We start from the raw sequence: 14,015 nt of genomic DNA, 5'->3' as shown, positions 1-14,015 counted from the left end.
TTATTCCTCTTCTTGTTCTGAAGTGCGAGCAAAGTAGCGCAGCACATCTCTCATATCGCTCAGCCGCTGCTCAGGCGTGGCTCCGGGCTTGCTCAGGTATTGTTGCGTCTCCGGCCGTTGGAATATTCCGGGCAGATCGGCGGACATGTACATCATGTAGATGAGCGAAGGCGTCTGTGTAAAGCCCAGGTTCAGTCCATTGTCATAAGCGGCGCGCATCCTTCCGATGATCTCGGTGCGGCCTGGGCGCGTCAGAAGATCTGGCCGGTCCGCCAGGAATTCATCGGCAACCGCTGCCACGAAATTGTCGGTATCGCGCGCCTGTATCTTCTGGAATTGTTCTTCAGTGATTCTGAGCATGATGCCTTCCAATGCGCACACGACGGCCATCCATGAAAAACAGCCATTCGGCAATCCCATCAAACAGATAGCTTCGCTGCGCCTCATCAAAATCCCGCGCGGCATTGGCCAGCGCTCGCGGGTCCCATAAACGCAGTAGGGCCTGTCGACCATCTGGCAGCACCACCTGCACGCGGGCCTGCAGCGTGGCCGCCATTTCATCCAGGTCCATTGGACTGATGAGCCATGACACTGCGGGAGACCTTGCCTCCAGTCGTGTCACATCGTCGTGCAGATTGGCGGGTGCGTTTTCGGCATCCAGTAGCCACGGTCCTGATGGAGCGAGGTGCGCATCGACCGTACCGAGGAAGAGTCCGCGCACGTGCAGATCTTCCTCCAGGGTCTTTTCATAATGAGCCTGGTACTGAAAGCCATCCACCAGGGCATATAGCTTGAGTTGCGGCATGGTGCTGCGCAGTTGCGCAAGTCGCTGTTGAATGTCGGCAGGCATCAGTCGCGCACGATCATGGTTGCGCCGGACTTTGCGGCATTCATCAGGCAACTGAGGCAGATGCCTGAATCGGCTGGGGGCAGTGTATTGGTCAGGGTGCTGGCGGCAGTGGAAGCGGTGGCGGCCGTACCTGCATCTTGTTCCATGGAGTGGGTAGTGACTGCCTGTGTGGCCATCAGGACCGCACCACATGCGGTGCGGTCTCCCTCGCGAGCAGGTGCCTTGCCGTTAGTGATCATGTCTTCGGCACCGGTGGTAATCGGGAAGGTCCCTTTACAGCGCGGGCAGAAGGTCAGATCGCCGATGCCTGCCACGGCCTTGCCATGGATCAGAAAGGTCTGATCGCCGCTGATGACCGTGCCGCCATGGCTGGTCTTGTCTCCAATGGTGATGAATGGACGACTCATGATTTCCTCGCCAGGTTAGACATGGCGCACAAGTGCTGCGCTGTTGTGCTGGCTTTGACGAGGGGCAACAGAATTTGTTCCCAGCGTACGGGAAAGACGCTCTGAGGGCTCCAATGCGTTTTCAGAGGCTGGTCGGAAGGGAGAAGATAGGCTGGGGAAATTGCAATAAAAACAACTATTTTATCTTTTCCCACCCGACGCGCGCGGTTGCCCCCACCCCGCGCCTGCCCGTTACATATGTCGGTGTTGACTCAAATTTGCGTCATCCGCCGAAGCCCGCCCAGCCTGGCGTCGCGGCCCATCCGGTCGCCATTGAATCTGACGCATTTTGACGCGCCCGTCAGCTACATCTGCTGAGGAAATTAGTCAATCAGGAAAATCGCCGTACTTTTGCCGCAAAAATAGGCAGCTCGTCCGTATTTCCGCATTGCATTCAAAATGAAACGCAAATATCATGATTTCACCGTTTATATTGATTTACTCGATTTAATCATTTATTTGTCAAATTTGAAAGGATGCGCCATGAAGACCTTCGCGAACATGAAGATTGGAGCAAAACTGGGGGCCGGTTTTGGCGCACTGCTGGTGCTAATGGTGACCCTTTCGGCCATTGCTTGGATGAGTTTGAACTCAGTCACACGCGCAATGGATCACGGCAACGATCTCCAAGTGGACAAATTGGGGCCGATCTATGTGATGCGAGAAGCGCTCGGACAGACAGGCCTTGCGGCTCGTAATGCATACATCTTCAAATCCGACAGCGACGCCCAAAAAGAACTCAATATCGTCGATGAGCAAAAAAACATCTACTTGTCCGCTCTTAAAAAGCTGCAACCTGCCCTAGGAAGTACTAAGGAGTTTGGGACCGTCAGCGCGGGGCTTCTCAAAATGGCAGATGAACTTCGACGGCCGCGGGCATATCGTGAAGCTGGGAAAATGCAGGAATATGGGGACTTTTTAGTTCACGAATGCAGTCCGTTGCGGCGGCAAATTGTCGCAGATATCGACGTACTCCTGGCCTCGGTGAAACAGGAGGCTGACATGGCAAGAATGGACGCGAGCAAAACGGCAGAAACGTCCCGCATGGTGATCATGTCCTTGGCTGCTATAGCACTCGTTGCGAGCACCGTTATCGCCTTGCTCATCACCCGAGGGCTCCTCACACAGCTCGGCGGTGAACCAAGCTATGCGGCAGAGATCGCATCCAAAATTGCTAACGGAGATCTTTCCATTCAAGTGGAGACCAAGCAAGGAGATAGCACGAGCTTGTTGTTCGCTATCCGGACAATGCGAGAAGGTCTAGCCTCTATCGTTACTCGAGTACGCGCTGGCACTAACAACATTGAAACGGCGGCAACAGAGATCGCTGCAGGAAATCTGGACCTTTCGAGCCGCACCGAAGAGCAGGCCGGCTCCCTGGAAGAAACCGCATCGGCGATGGAAGAGCTGACGTCGACAGTGAAGCAAAATGCGGAGAATGCCCGTCAAGCCAGCGAGTTGGCAGTATCGGCATCAGGCGTTGCGGGCGAGGGCGGGACGGTGGTGAACCAGGTGATTGAAACGATGAGTCAAATTAATGATTCGTCTAAGAAGATTGTAGACATTATTAGCGTCATCGACGGTATCGCCTTTCAAACCAACATCTTGGCACTTAATGCCGCCGTAGAAGCTGCGCGAGCTGGCGAGCAAGGGCGCGGGTTCGCAGTAGTCGCCACGGAGGTTCGCAGTTTAGCTCAGCGTAGCGCTGCAGCAGCAAAGGAAATTAAAGTTCTGATTAGTGACTCTGTTGAAAAGGTAGAGACAGGCAGTCAATTGGTCGCTCAAGCAGGTCAAACAATTGGCGATGTAGTAGAGAGTGTCAAACGAGTCAGCGCCGTGGTATCCGAAATCTCGGCGGCAAGCCGAGAGCAAAGCGAAGGTATCACTCAGGTGAACCTTGCCATTACCCAGATGGATAACGTCACACAGCAGAATGCGGCATTGGTAGAACAAGCGGCCGCAGCAGCCAAATCCCTACAAGGAGAATCAGCTGAACTTTCCAAGATCGTTTCGACGTTCACGGTCTGATAAATCGCTGGGATATTGCGGGGGGACATTATGTCCCTCCTTCATCCAAGAAGAGGCGGAGAAAATGGATAAGAAAACTGCAGAACACCTGTCCGCAGAACAAGCGGAGGCTCTAATTAAAGCGATGAAGAAACTCCGTGCTGATCTTCACCAGCTATCAGAAAATCTAGAGCAAGCAGCATCCGAGATGGAAGATGAGGAAGCGAAAAAATTCCAACCGGAAGCCTATGAGATCATTGAGGAAATTAAGACAAAATCGAAGGCCTAAGACTATGAGCATATGGACGTTCATGTCATGTATTTTCTCCTATGGCTATTCGCGCTGATGGGAATGGGAGGGTGCCTAATTCTATTGGTCTTATTCTTCTTTATGAGAAAAATCATTGATGAGAAAGCTAAAGAAAGTGCTCGTCATATGAATTCTCGAGAAAAAGATTAATAACGCGGGAAAAAGTCAGACCTTCATTTTGAATGTCATTTTTGTCCAATAGCGGACCTGATGAACGGCACGTTGCGATCGCCAGAACAGCCGGGGCATTGCTGGGTTACTGAAAAAAAGCCTCCTAATAAAATCAAGCACTTATTATCGCCCCAAGGTACTTTGAATAACCCTGCTGCCCTGCCCTAACCTGCTGATTTTTATTTTCTTTTGGTCAGCAGCATAGCTAATTCGTAATCAGTAGGTCGACGGTTCGATTCCGCCCATCAGCACCAGAACAGAAGCGGCTTGCAGCGATGCAGGCCGCTTTTTTTTGCTCCGCAATTCTGGTTTTGCTCCGCAATTTCTTCGCTGATGCGCAATGCTTTCAAACCGACTCGCATTTTCTAGCACTAAATACCGTTGAAAACTCAAATATCACGATAGGTTGCCTAAAAGCAACCTCATCAAGGCGGAGCAAACCTTCACAACAGTAAAAAACGCCTACTCGAAAGTAAGTCCGTAATGATGGTCTAGTGCATTACGACCAACGGTAGTCAACCGCAACTCACGACTATCTAATTGGCGAACCACCCAATTTTGACGTTCAAAGATTTCGAAAAGGCTTGCTCCGATCTGACCGCCAAGATGCGATTGACGCTCACTCCAATCTAAACAAGCACAGGCAAAGCGGCGACGTGATGCTGATGGCTCGCAATGTACACCAATCTGCTTAAAATGCAGTCTACCTTCCTCGCTTACTGCATAACTTTCAGGATGCAACCAACTGAGCTCAATAAATCTGTTATGGAGTACTACTGCGAGCTCCCCTGCCATATGGTCATAGCAGGTTCGCGCAAAGCGTAGATTTTCGGGGGTTCTACTACGTATCTTGGCCTTGTCGTTTTCGACCAACCCCATCAGCGCCTCCAATGCCCCAGCCACCTCAGCCCCGGAAAGGCGGAAGTAACGGTGCCGTCCTTGAGGTATGCAATCGATCAAATGTTGCTCAAGTAGCCGCGCTAAATGACTACTTGCCGTGGAAGGAGCAATGTCGGCCACGACACTAAGCTCAGTGGCTGTGTAAGCGCGCCCATCCATTAAAGCGCATAGCATGGTCGCGCGTGCTTTATCCGCAACAGCGGCGGCCACTGATGCCAACCGTCTTTCGAGAAAATCATTATTCATATTTCGATGAGAAACGAAGCATTAACACCGGCAGGAGGATATTGTGACCGCATTATCCTGAATGAAAGAAATAAATGTCCTCTCATGACGAATTCTCGCCCAGCGATCCAGTATCCGCAACGACTCACGACAATCCGCTAAGCTACTACGCTACATTAGCTGACCGAGGACTTTTCTTCGATTCGACATTAGGTTGCTGGATCGCAGCTTCCGGCGACTCAGTTGCGGAAGCGCTATCTCATCCAAAAATGCTGGTACGTCCGTTGAACGAGCCTGTACCAACTTCACTCCTTAACAGCGAAGCTGCCGACATATTTGTCTCTCTGGTACGGATGACTGACGGCCCCAAACATCAGCCACTTAAAGCAGCTCTTGAAGCTGTACTCAACAGTGTTAGCGGAACTGACATCTATCAGAGTGCCATCAATTCTGCACGCACCATGGCATTATCAAGTCCTCCGACCGGAGCGGAGATCACTCGCTTTAATTACGCCTTACCGAGCATCGTTTTAGCGCATTGGATCGGCATTCCTCAAGAGAAGCACTCGGCAGTCGTTGATGAGGTTCTGGCTTTTGTTCGATGTATAGCCCCTGGGGGAAGCGAGTCGGAGATCAGAGCAGGAATTCAGGCTGCAGGTCGGCTTAAAAAGAGGGTCTGCGATCAATTAGTAGAACCTGGTCCGCTGTTAAAACGACTTACCACCGAATTCAACCATGCTGGATTACCAGATACAGAAACAGTATTAGTTTCGAATGTTCTCGGCCTTTGGTTCCAAGCCTGCGAAGGATGCGCTGGACTGATTGGGCAAGCTCTTATTTTGGCATGTATGCGTGAAACGGAAATGAGTGCCGAGAAATTGGTTGACGCAGTGCTTAATGCTTCCCCTCCAATTCAAAACACACGCCGATTTGCAGCGGCTGAGGCAAATATTTCCGGTTGCCCCATACATTCCGGCGACACTCTACTGGCAGTTCTTCCCACCAAAGATAAAGCAACTGAGAAGAACTTTGCTTTCGGACATGGTCGACATGCCTGCCCCGGATCACTCTGGGCAAAGTCCATTACGATAGCTGGCATCGAATATTTACTGAAATCTGGTGTTGAAAAAAAGGTTATTGAGCAACATCGTTGGCGCCGATCGCTCAATGCTCGGGTACCGGAATTTTTTTCTAAGGAAATCTAATGATCGCTGTAATATTTGAAGCTGTTCCTGCGGCTGGTGCTCAAGAAAAATATCTTGCTGTCGCAACTGAACTAAAACCCCTGCTTGAGAAAATCGATGGTTTTATCTCAATCGAGCGTTTTCAAAGTCTGAGTCACCCCGACAGATTATTGTCGTTGTCGTTCTGGCGGGACGAAGAAGCCGTGAAACATTGGCGAAATCTTGAGAGTCATAGGGAGGCCCAAATGGCTGGCCGGCGCCATGTGTTTGAAGATTATCGGCTACGCGTCGCAAAGGTCATCCGTGATTACGGTCTAAATGAAAGAGCACAAGCCCCAATCGATAGCCAAGCTGATATGGAAAGTCTTAGTACAAAACCTTGACTAGCTCATATGCATTTATACCGGGGGCGTTTGCAGATTTTTCCTATTTGCTCATGGAGTTCATAGCTTACATCGCATTTCATAATCACTGCCCAGCGCCAGAACAGATGCGGACTGCAGCAATGCAGGCCGCTTTTTTACTCCGCAATTTTTTCGCTTAGGTTCCCGAGCCCAGAAATGTCTAGTATTAGCAAGCACCGAAAAACGGGGGTAAAAAATCGCCAGAGTGCGGCTTGTTCACTTCGTCGGAGTAACCTTCTGGCCGCGCCGCTTTCGAACGTAGATTTCCGTCGTCGTCACGCTCTTGTGTCCCAGTTGCCCTTGCGCCGCCCTCACCCCTTCGGAATCGGTCTTGTCTGTTCCGGCCTTGGCACGTAGGTCTCGGAACTGGAACTCGGCAAACGGAATGCCGGCATCTTCCCGCGCCTTGTCGAACCTGCTCCGCAAGGTTTCATAGGTGAGCGGCTGGCCCTCTTCGTTCACCAGCAGACGGGTTGTAGTTACTTTTCCGACAATACTTCTCTTCCTGGCCAGGATTTTGTCGACGAGAACCTGCAGCTCCCCCGTAATCTCGATGCGCACCTTGCTGTTGGTCTTGTTCTGCGTCACCTCGATGGCACCCTCACGGATGTGCTTCTCGTCCACCTTGAGCACGTCGGCTACTCGGCCGCCGAGCAGGTATGCCAGATCCATGGCGTCGCGCAGCACCTGGCCGCTCTTCTCCCATACCTCGGAATAAATGTCGTCGTAGACATAAACGTCCCGTCCCTCCTCGCGGAATGACTTGATGCCGGCGCAGGGATTAGGCAGATCAGTCAGCCCCTCGGCCCGCGCCGCATTCCAGACGTGCGAAATCAGCGCCTTATCACGATTGGCCGCCACGCGCCCTTCGTCCCCCTTCACCTCAAGCCCCTTTTCGCGCAGAGAATCCTGCCGCTTCTTGCTGCGCCAGGCCATGTACTGGCGGACGTGGATCGGCTTGATTTCTTCGAGCGGCGCCGGTGGATTGTCGAAAAACTCGAAGAGGAACGGGAACTGCCGCAGCTTCTCGCGCCTAGTCTTGGGGCTGTTATCCAGCATGTATTTCTGCTGATACACCTCGCAGGCATAGCGGAAGGTCACCACCTTGGACACGGTGGAAGGCGGCATCGCCTCCAATTCGGCCCACTTTCGCACGGCCTCGACATAGTTAGAGCCGAGCGGAATCTCACGACGCGGCTTGCCGCCGGCATCGTAGTAGTAATAAATCACCCCACTGCGCTGCTCACGCGCACGCACGCCGCGTGGAAGATTCGAATTTTTCGACGGCCTGCGCCCCATGTTATGCCCCAATCACTGCTGGTTTCCATCCCTTTTTCGGGGTCTCTGCTGTGCGGCGCGATTCTACCGCCGACAGCAGGACCACCGGCCGGCCGCGCGCATTCGAGATAAAGGGAATCCCGATTTCGCGCAGGAATGCCGCCTGCATCTCATACTTGGTCTGCTTGACGCCGGCACGGGTAGAACCGCGCCGAATGCCAGTGAGACGATCCAAGCTCTCATCATCAAGAAACAAAGTACTCATGACTGTGGTTCCCTCTTACCCATTTCAACACCTAGATTGCCGCTGTAGTCGCCCAAGCAAAGACGTTTGGTTTCATGATTCGCGGTATTGCGGCGTAGATCCCCTGCATCATCGCAAGTGAGGATGTCCGCCATCGGCACTCCCCGGAATTGCCCCGCCAACTCGTTGTCCAGTTCCACCCATGCGAATTTCTGGCCATTGCCCAGGTGCTGACGAATGACCGACACATAGCCTGCCAGCACGCCGTCATCAGGTGTGTTGAACGTAATGCGGTCCAGGGCCTGCGGTGGCAGCATGACGAAATCACGCTGTTTCGGCTGCTTGGCGAAATACTTGGCGGCGTAGCCTTCGGCGCGGTAAGACACGGCGGGATTGGTGGTTATGGTTGCGTTCACTTCTGGTTCTCCTGAATGGCCGTAACAGAACACACGCCAAAGCGATCGACGGCGGCGGCGATCACGTCGCAGCTATGGGCTGCGATGGCGGTGTAGGAATGGCGTGCGCTGGCAGTGCGCACGACGACACGAAACGCGGTCATAGGGCGGTCCCTTTCGTTGGGTTGGGATCAATCGGAAGTTCGCTGACATCGAGCCGGCCGGCGCGCCAGTCGGCGACCTGGCGCGGCGTGCCGTGGCGCGGGGACTTGTCCGGCACAGGCACTATGCGTGGCCAGGGGCATGCCTTGATGGCATCCCAGGCGGCCAGGGCCCGGCGCTGTTCATCGGCCGTCATGGCTGGCGCTGGCCATGTCGGCATGTCATCCACCACCGGCCGGGGCCAGGGGCACGCGCCCAGGGCGAGCCAGGCATGATCGATCTGCGCGGCCTGGTCGGGCTGGAACATGACAGATGCTGGCTTCGCCTTCAGCTCGAAGGACACATCGGCCGCAAAGTCAGTCCCAGCGGGCTGCGTACAGTTATTTACACGAGTCCAAGGAAACCCCGAGCCCGCCGATGCGCGGGCGTCATGCCCTTGAACTGGCGTCCATGTATGCCGAACGGATTTGAAAACCACCCCGACCATCTGGCGGCACTGGACGCCATAGGGCATGACGCGCTCGCACTCTTCATAGCGGCCGGTGACAGTCTTCGTTTCTTTGGCCAGGGTGACCATGAGGTCATCGCGCTTCACCAGCGCGCCACCTTGCGCACGCAGGTAGCTCGCCCAGCACGCGCGCTTCTCGCCCTCGACCTTTTGCACGGCATCCCATGCAGCAGCCATGGCCGGCGGGGCCTGTTTGACCATGTCTGCCGGCACGCGGCGCAGCTCGCGCCAGACGCTCACCGGTGCGCCACCCCATTGCTGGAACTGGCGAATGCCCCAGCGGGCCGCCCAGGCTTCGACGCGGGCCGAGGGCGTTAGCTCACGATCCCCCGCCATGTCAGTGGTGATGAGATAACCCTCTTTGGTCTTGTGGTCGGCGACGCCATCGATGTTCTTCTCCACATACTTGGCGATATAACCGGCAGCACTGCCTTTCGCCCAATCAATGCGTTTCACATCCAGGCGGCGCTTGAATGCCCCCGGTTCGCCGCGATCCACGCGCCAGGCGTATCTCTTCATGATGCGGATAGCGCGGCTGGCCACGTCCTTGATGTGCGGCGTGGTGTAGTCCGGCAGCGCGCGCACGAACACCAGCATGTGCCAGTGCGGGCAACCATCGTGATGCGGTTCAGCAATCCGGAAGCCGTACAAACCGATACCGCGACGGGCCAGCGCCGAGCGCGCGAGCGCAGTCATCTTGCCCAGGTACTTGTTGGCCGCGCGCGGGTCCGAGCCGTCATATTTCGGATTCGGCTTGCCCGTATGCAGCGTCGCATGGAAGCGCGATGGGCACGACCAGGTGAGGAACAGGCCCTGATCGTTGCACTCCTTCGCGATGGTCTCGAAACCGTTGATGCGCAGCATGAGTTCGCTGCGACGAATGGTCTTATTGGCAGTGGTCTTCTCGGCCAGCTCAGCAATGCTGAATTCCTGGCCAGCCTCATTGCGCACAATGGTCGCTTCTAGTGCGGCGGCATTTCTTCTGTTCTGCGCCAGCCGAGAGAGTACGGCGTCATTACTGGCATAGGGCTCGCCGTGGTAATGGACGTAGCCCAGGCGGATATTGCCGCCTTCGAAGGCGCGGCCGACCACCTTGCGCAATTGCCTGCGCCACCAGCGCGGATCCACCACACGCGCAATGATGGCGCGCAGGTCGTCATCATCCACGTCAGGCATATCAATGCTGTAGTCACTACACTCCTGCTCGATGAGGTCCCGTGCGTGGGTATCAGAAATCGCTTTCCACAAGACTTTCTTGACGTTCTCGGCGGCTTTCTCGGCCGTGGCGCAGATATCAGCATCATCCTGCGACAGGTCCACACCGGCCGGCACGTACTGCTCAGCGAATTCCCGGACGAATTGAACCGCAACCGGCTCAAAAATCTTGTTCCAGTGCCATACCGACATCAGTTCCAGCGCCTGGCTCACCACACGTCCGCGCCACTTCAGCGGAATACGTGCCAGCTCTCCGGCAAACTGCTGCGATTCGACGAAGGCCCGATGCCGACGGCGTGTCTTCGCATCGACTGTTCTAGACTGCATTGAGGGCTCTTTCATACGTCGTAATGGCGCGCAGCACTGCACGGCGCATGGCCAGGCGTTCCGCTTCAGTGAAGGAGTGAATAGGGCATTCCCAGCGATCCGCCGAGAGTCCCGCCAGGGCGAGGATGTGTCGACGCACTGGCTTGGGCATCGCTGCCCAGGAATAGGCAATCCCGGTTTGGAGATTGGGCCGCCGTCGGTTGCGCAGCAGCGAAATGGATTTCTCTAGCTCAGCCTTGGCGGCTTCATTCCCGGGAGGCGTGGGCACCCATGCCGCTCGCTCGCGCAGCAGATCCGCCGCCGGACGGAATGACGCATGGTCCTTGATTCGTGCACCGCGCATCATTACCCTTTCACCAGCCCGAGGGCAGCCAGAAGAGCCGGCGCAAGCAGCAACAGAACAGCGATGCCATGAGCGATCACAGTACGCATTACCATGCCCCCATCAGGCCGCCGAGACGCTGCAGACGCTGGCCAAGGCGATGTGCAATGGCAGATTTACCCTGCCAGATCACATTCCACTGCAGTTCATCTTGCAGCACCGCTTTGCGCAGCAGCATGCGCTGGGCGCATTGAAACTCTTTGAGGTCGTCGCCCATGCGAAGCCGCAGCGAGGCGAGCGCAAGCGTTGTCTGTTGCTGATCGAGAGCCATGTGAGGTTTCTTTAGGGTGAGCGAATCCCGCGTGCGCCAAACGGCGCACGACAGGTCTTAGTCAATTTGGGGTTTATCGACCGACTACGCGGTCACAGGCAAGTCAGGCAGTACCTGTTCCTTGGGGGGCAAGGTACGCACGGGGCGAGATGGGAAGGCTCACCTCGGGATTCGGCATCGCGGACATCGACACGGTACGGGAAATCTCCAGCGTGGCAACGAAGGTATGGCCGCAATCGACGTTCTGGCATCGATAGGTGATTTCCTTCATCAGCGTAGACATGGTGCGGCTTTTGGCTGCACGTACAGGGCTTTGGCAATGAGGGCACGGCAGACTGATTACACGCATGTTGTTTTCTTTCCCTTGATGGCATAGAGTGCACGCCCCTTGCCTGTAACACGTTTGATACCTTCTCGAACAGATTGCGCTAAAGCAAACTCAGCGGCCTGTTCAATCGTGTCGAAGCCTTCTCGCATCATGATCACTTCCAGGGCTTCGACTAACGCAGGATGGGTGAACGGTAATTCGATATCAGGCATTGCGAGGCACTGAAAAGTGGCTCGTGAGCGCCTTGGCTTGCACGTTCTGCTCGGATAAGATCGGCATCGAATAGGATTGCGCCAGGGCGATGGCCTGATGCATCAGCAGATCATGGGCCAGGGTGGCCAGGTTTTCGCCTTGGTACTGGGCCAGGGCTTTCATGATGTCGTAGTTATCGTCGTTGACGCGCACTACGATGCGGCGATGACGGATTTTGCGGGGATCGTCGTACATAGCAGCCTCCGAGGATCAAGCCCGTTCGGCTTTGACGTCGTTGTCGTAGGCGGCCATGCCGCGCAAGATCAGCAGGCGCACAAAAGAAGAGCGCGTGCGCAAATCCTGGCGGGCTAGTTCAGCCAGTCGTTGTTCTTCATCAGCTTCAAGGCGGAAGGTAACGGCCACCGAAGTATCGGTATGGGGGCGGGATACGTACTTCGAGAGAGTAGGCATATGGGATAATTGGTTGTACACGTCACTTAGCAATGACGGCACTTTATCACTCAAACGAGTGATTCGCAAACATTTTTAATTCAAATGAGTGACTTTTCTGACCGTCTAAAAGAAGAGCGAAAACGCCTAGGGCTCAACCAAGAGGAATTTGCCGCGCTTGGTGGGGTTAAAAAGGGCGCGCAATTTAATTATGAAAACGGGAGCCGCGCACCAGATACCGACTATCTTTTCTCTATCGCATTGGCGGGAGTGGATCTAGTGTATTTGATGACTGGTGAGCCATCGGTGAGCACCATGTCAGACGATGAAAACGAGTTGTTGGCTGGCTATCGGAAGTTGGATCTTCGTGCGAAGGCCCGTGTTCTTGGTGTAGTCGAGGGAGCGAGCGATGCCGATACACCTCCGTCCGCTTCAAAAAATCGATCAAACATAACCATTCACGGTGGCGTTGGACAACAAATCCACGGGGAGACCTTTAAGAAGGTCGTGGGGCCTCGGATGGTCAAAGCTCCGTCTAAGAAGAAATAGATTTCTAATTTCTCGTGAATTAGAGCAGTACCTTTGCAATGTAGGCGGAAGGCTGCATTAAAGATTGTTTTTTGGAAGTAGGGTAGGAATGGTAAGAAAAATAAATATTCGGGGGAATGTTTCTCAGCTCATCAATGGAAATGTGCACAGTGTCATCGGACCCACGAGCACTGAGACTCGGAATTCGAATGAAGTAAAAGAAACAGAGAATCCCCAAAGGATCACTGAATTCCAGCGGAAAAGAATCAACGTATTAGTGAAAGAATGGTCGGCAATTTCCGGTGAAAAGGAAGTCGAAATTTATAAGATCTTTATGAAAGACTTTGGAATTCGGTATTTCCGCGAGCTCCCGATTGAGCATTATTCAACCGTGAAAGAAACACTAGAGGAATGGATTTCAACTAGCGCTGCCAAAGCGTGCCCTGTTGCGGTCCCAGAGGTGGTGGAAGCAGTACACATTGAAAGAGCTCAACATCAACATGGATGTCCCGCTTGTCTTGAAAAGGATGCATCTTTCTCCCGAGTTCAAAGGGAGCTATTGGCGCTTCGAGCTTTGGCTTTCGCGCTCGCGCTCTTATGCGGATGGCTACTCTACAAGATGCCGGTGCAAATTTAGCTTTGGCAAGGCCAAACTAACAGGTTGCCTGTAGTCGAAGAAACGCCCACCGATAAGAAGCTGGCGGGCGTTTTATTTTGGTTAGTGAAATACTCAAACCGAAGATGGCCCTTTTCACTGCGGATGGAACGGCTCCTTTACCTTGCATTTGATCCAGTGCATGACCTGAATAACTCATGCCATCAACGACCATCGGAGCATTTGTACCAGGAGTAACGTCCATCGGGCTTCCGCTACGCCCGACTGGTGCCGACTGTCCATTTTCAATCGCGCTTGCTGCTGCACTATCTCCTGCAGTCAACTTTCCAGCCGCTGCTGTATTTACCCCGCCATCCTGTGAACTGCCATTACTACCGCCGCTGGTACGAGATCCGATCAAACGCTTCTCTACTGATGTCGCTCCGGTATTTTTTATCATCCCGGATTCTACGACTCTACAGAGATCATGAACAACCTCTTAGAGGGTTTCTGACAGCAGCATTGTCACTGCACCACCTGCCCCTGACAAGCACCCACACCAGAAAGGGGATGTGAAAGAAGTCACAGCAAGACACTATATCCACAGTATTCAATGAAGAACAACGAACACGGGCGCCCATCA

General features: G+C 54.1%; 21 protein-coding genes. 5 read left to right on the top strand and 16 right to left on the bottom strand.

Annotated elements, in window-relative coordinates; translation table 11 throughout:
• Genes ACVC5H_RS07395 through ACVC5H_RS07385 form a run of 3 tightly spaced genes read right to left on the bottom strand, consistent with a single transcriptional unit; the run spans window position 1 to window position 1,257 of the window.
• Window positions 1-360, bottom strand: a complete 360-nt coding sequence (locus ACVC5H_RS07395; protein WP_489621699.1) for a hypothetical protein — start codon at window positions 358-360, stop codon at window positions 1-3.
• Entirely contained in the window at window positions 344-850 is a 507-nt protein-coding gene (locus ACVC5H_RS07390) for a DUF4123 domain-containing protein (protein WP_489621698.1), read from the bottom strand. Before ACVC5H_RS07390 ends, ACVC5H_RS07395 begins: the two co-directional genes overlap by 17 nt.
• A complete protein-coding gene (locus tag ACVC5H_RS07385; protein ID WP_489621697.1) occupies window positions 850-1,257 on the bottom strand; it encodes a PAAR domain-containing protein in 408 nt (135 codons plus the stop codon). Before ACVC5H_RS07385 ends, ACVC5H_RS07390 begins: the two co-directional genes overlap by 1 nt.
• Before the next feature lie 522 nt (window positions 1,258-1,779).
• Between ACVC5H_RS07385 and ACVC5H_RS07380 the strand changes: the two genes are divergently transcribed.
• Together ACVC5H_RS07380 and ACVC5H_RS07375 are read left to right on the top strand one after the other, a co-directional pair.
• Entirely contained in the window at window positions 1,780-3,324 is a 1,545-nt protein-coding gene (locus tag ACVC5H_RS07380) for a methyl-accepting chemotaxis protein (RefSeq protein ID WP_489622664.1), read from the top strand.
• A 64-nt stretch (window positions 3,325-3,388) separates the two neighbouring features.
• Window positions 3,389-3,592, top strand: a complete 204-nt coding sequence (locus tag ACVC5H_RS07375) for a hypothetical protein (protein WP_489621696.1) — start codon at window positions 3,389-3,391, stop codon at window positions 3,590-3,592.
• 654 nt (window positions 3,593-4,246) lie between these two features.
• Here ACVC5H_RS07375 and ACVC5H_RS07370 read toward each other — a convergent pair.
• Window positions 4,247-4,930 (bottom strand): ArsR/SmtB family transcription factor, encoded by a 684-nt coding sequence (locus ACVC5H_RS07370; RefSeq protein WP_489621695.1) that lies wholly within the window; start codon window positions 4,928-4,930, stop codon window positions 4,247-4,249.
• 74 nt (window positions 4,931-5,004) lie between these two features.
• On the opposite strand from ACVC5H_RS07370, the gene ACVC5H_RS07365 reads away from it, so the two are divergent.
• On the top strand, window positions 5,005-6,114 hold the full coding sequence (locus tag ACVC5H_RS07365; RefSeq protein ID WP_489621694.1) for a hypothetical protein: 1,110 nt from the start codon (window positions 5,005-5,007) through the stop codon (window positions 6,112-6,114).
• Window positions 6,114-6,476: an antibiotic biosynthesis monooxygenase family protein gene (locus tag ACVC5H_RS07360; protein WP_489621693.1), complete on the top strand. Its 363-nt coding sequence runs from the start codon at window positions 6,114-6,116 to the stop codon at window positions 6,474-6,476. The genes ACVC5H_RS07365 and ACVC5H_RS07360 overlap by 1 nt, the downstream gene beginning before the upstream one ends.
• A gap of 237 nt (window positions 6,477-6,713) precedes the next feature.
• Here ACVC5H_RS07360 and ACVC5H_RS07355 read toward each other — a convergent pair whose 3' ends face one another.
• The 11 genes from ACVC5H_RS07355 to ACVC5H_RS07305 all read right to left on the bottom strand — a co-directional run bounded on the left by ACVC5H_RS07355 (window position 6,714) and on the right by ACVC5H_RS07305 (window position 12,324).
• Window positions 6,714-7,727, bottom strand: coding sequence for a tyrosine-type recombinase/integrase (locus ACVC5H_RS07355; protein ID WP_489621692.1), 1,014 nt, complete (start codon window positions 7,725-7,727; stop codon window positions 6,714-6,716).
• Window positions 7,728-7,797: 70 nt separating this feature from the next.
• Window positions 7,798-8,040 carry a DUF4224 domain-containing protein gene (locus tag ACVC5H_RS07350; RefSeq protein ID WP_489621691.1) on the bottom strand — a complete coding sequence of 81 codons (243 nt, stop codon included), beginning with the start codon at window positions 8,038-8,040 and terminating at the stop codon, window positions 7,798-7,800.
• Window positions 8,037-8,435: a hypothetical protein gene (locus ACVC5H_RS07345; RefSeq protein ID WP_489621690.1), complete on the bottom strand. Its 399-nt coding sequence runs from the start codon at window positions 8,433-8,435 to the stop codon at window positions 8,037-8,039. Before ACVC5H_RS07345 ends, ACVC5H_RS07350 begins: the two co-directional genes overlap by 4 nt.
• The gene (locus ACVC5H_RS07340) at window positions 8,432-8,578 is read right to left on the bottom strand and encodes a hypothetical protein (protein ID WP_008331387.1); all 147 of its coding nucleotides are present in this window, start codon (window positions 8,576-8,578) and stop codon (window positions 8,432-8,434) included. The genes ACVC5H_RS07345 and ACVC5H_RS07340 overlap by 4 nt, the downstream gene beginning before the upstream one ends.
• Complete coding sequence (locus tag ACVC5H_RS07335; protein ID WP_489621689.1) at window positions 8,575-10,626, bottom strand: replication endonuclease; 2,052 nt, start codon at window positions 10,624-10,626, stop codon at window positions 8,575-8,577. The genes ACVC5H_RS07340 and ACVC5H_RS07335 overlap by 4 nt, the downstream gene beginning before the upstream one ends.
• Window positions 10,616-10,972, bottom strand: a complete 357-nt coding sequence (locus tag ACVC5H_RS07330) for a hypothetical protein (RefSeq protein ID WP_489621688.1) — start codon at window positions 10,970-10,972, stop codon at window positions 10,616-10,618. Before ACVC5H_RS07330 ends, ACVC5H_RS07335 begins: the two co-directional genes overlap by 11 nt.
• 85 nt (window positions 10,973-11,057) lie before the next feature.
• The gene (locus ACVC5H_RS07325) at window positions 11,058-11,279 is read right to left on the bottom strand and encodes a hypothetical protein (protein WP_310841599.1); all 222 of its coding nucleotides are present in this window, start codon (window positions 11,277-11,279) and stop codon (window positions 11,058-11,060) included.
• Window positions 11,280-11,382: 103 nt separating this feature from the next.
• Window positions 11,383-11,562 (bottom strand): ogr/Delta-like zinc finger family protein, encoded by a 180-nt coding sequence (locus ACVC5H_RS07320; RefSeq protein WP_069374556.1) that lies wholly within the window; start codon window positions 11,560-11,562, stop codon window positions 11,383-11,385.
• A 56-nt stretch (window positions 11,563-11,618) separates the two neighbouring features.
• Entirely contained in the window at window positions 11,619-11,819 is a 201-nt protein-coding gene (locus tag ACVC5H_RS07315; RefSeq protein WP_044530748.1) for a hypothetical protein, read from the bottom strand.
• Window positions 11,812-12,054 (bottom strand): hypothetical protein, encoded by a 243-nt coding sequence (locus ACVC5H_RS07310; RefSeq protein ID WP_006461600.1) that lies wholly within the window; start codon window positions 12,052-12,054, stop codon window positions 11,812-11,814. The genes ACVC5H_RS07315 and ACVC5H_RS07310 overlap by 8 nt, the downstream gene beginning before the upstream one ends.
• A gap of 15 nt (window positions 12,055-12,069) precedes the next feature.
• Window positions 12,070-12,324, bottom strand: coding sequence for a hypothetical protein (locus ACVC5H_RS07305; protein WP_489621687.1), 255 nt, complete (start codon window positions 12,322-12,324; stop codon window positions 12,070-12,072).
• Between the two features lie 30 nt (window positions 12,325-12,354).
• Between ACVC5H_RS07305 and ACVC5H_RS07300 the strand changes: the two genes are divergently transcribed.
• Window positions 12,355-12,798 (top strand): helix-turn-helix domain-containing protein, encoded by a 444-nt coding sequence (locus ACVC5H_RS07300; protein ID WP_489621686.1) that lies wholly within the window; start codon window positions 12,355-12,357, stop codon window positions 12,796-12,798.
• 632 nt (window positions 12,799-13,430) lie between these two features.
• Here the strand turns inward: ACVC5H_RS07300 and ACVC5H_RS07295 are convergent.
• On the bottom strand, window positions 13,431-13,832 hold the full coding sequence (locus tag ACVC5H_RS07295) for a hypothetical protein (protein ID WP_489621685.1): 402 nt from the start codon (window positions 13,830-13,832) through the stop codon (window positions 13,431-13,433).
• Window positions 13,833-14,015 lie beyond the last annotated feature (183 nt).

Source organism: Herbaspirillum sp. Her3 (assembly GCF_057961275.1).
This window is presented reverse-complemented; position numbering and strand designations above follow the sequence as displayed.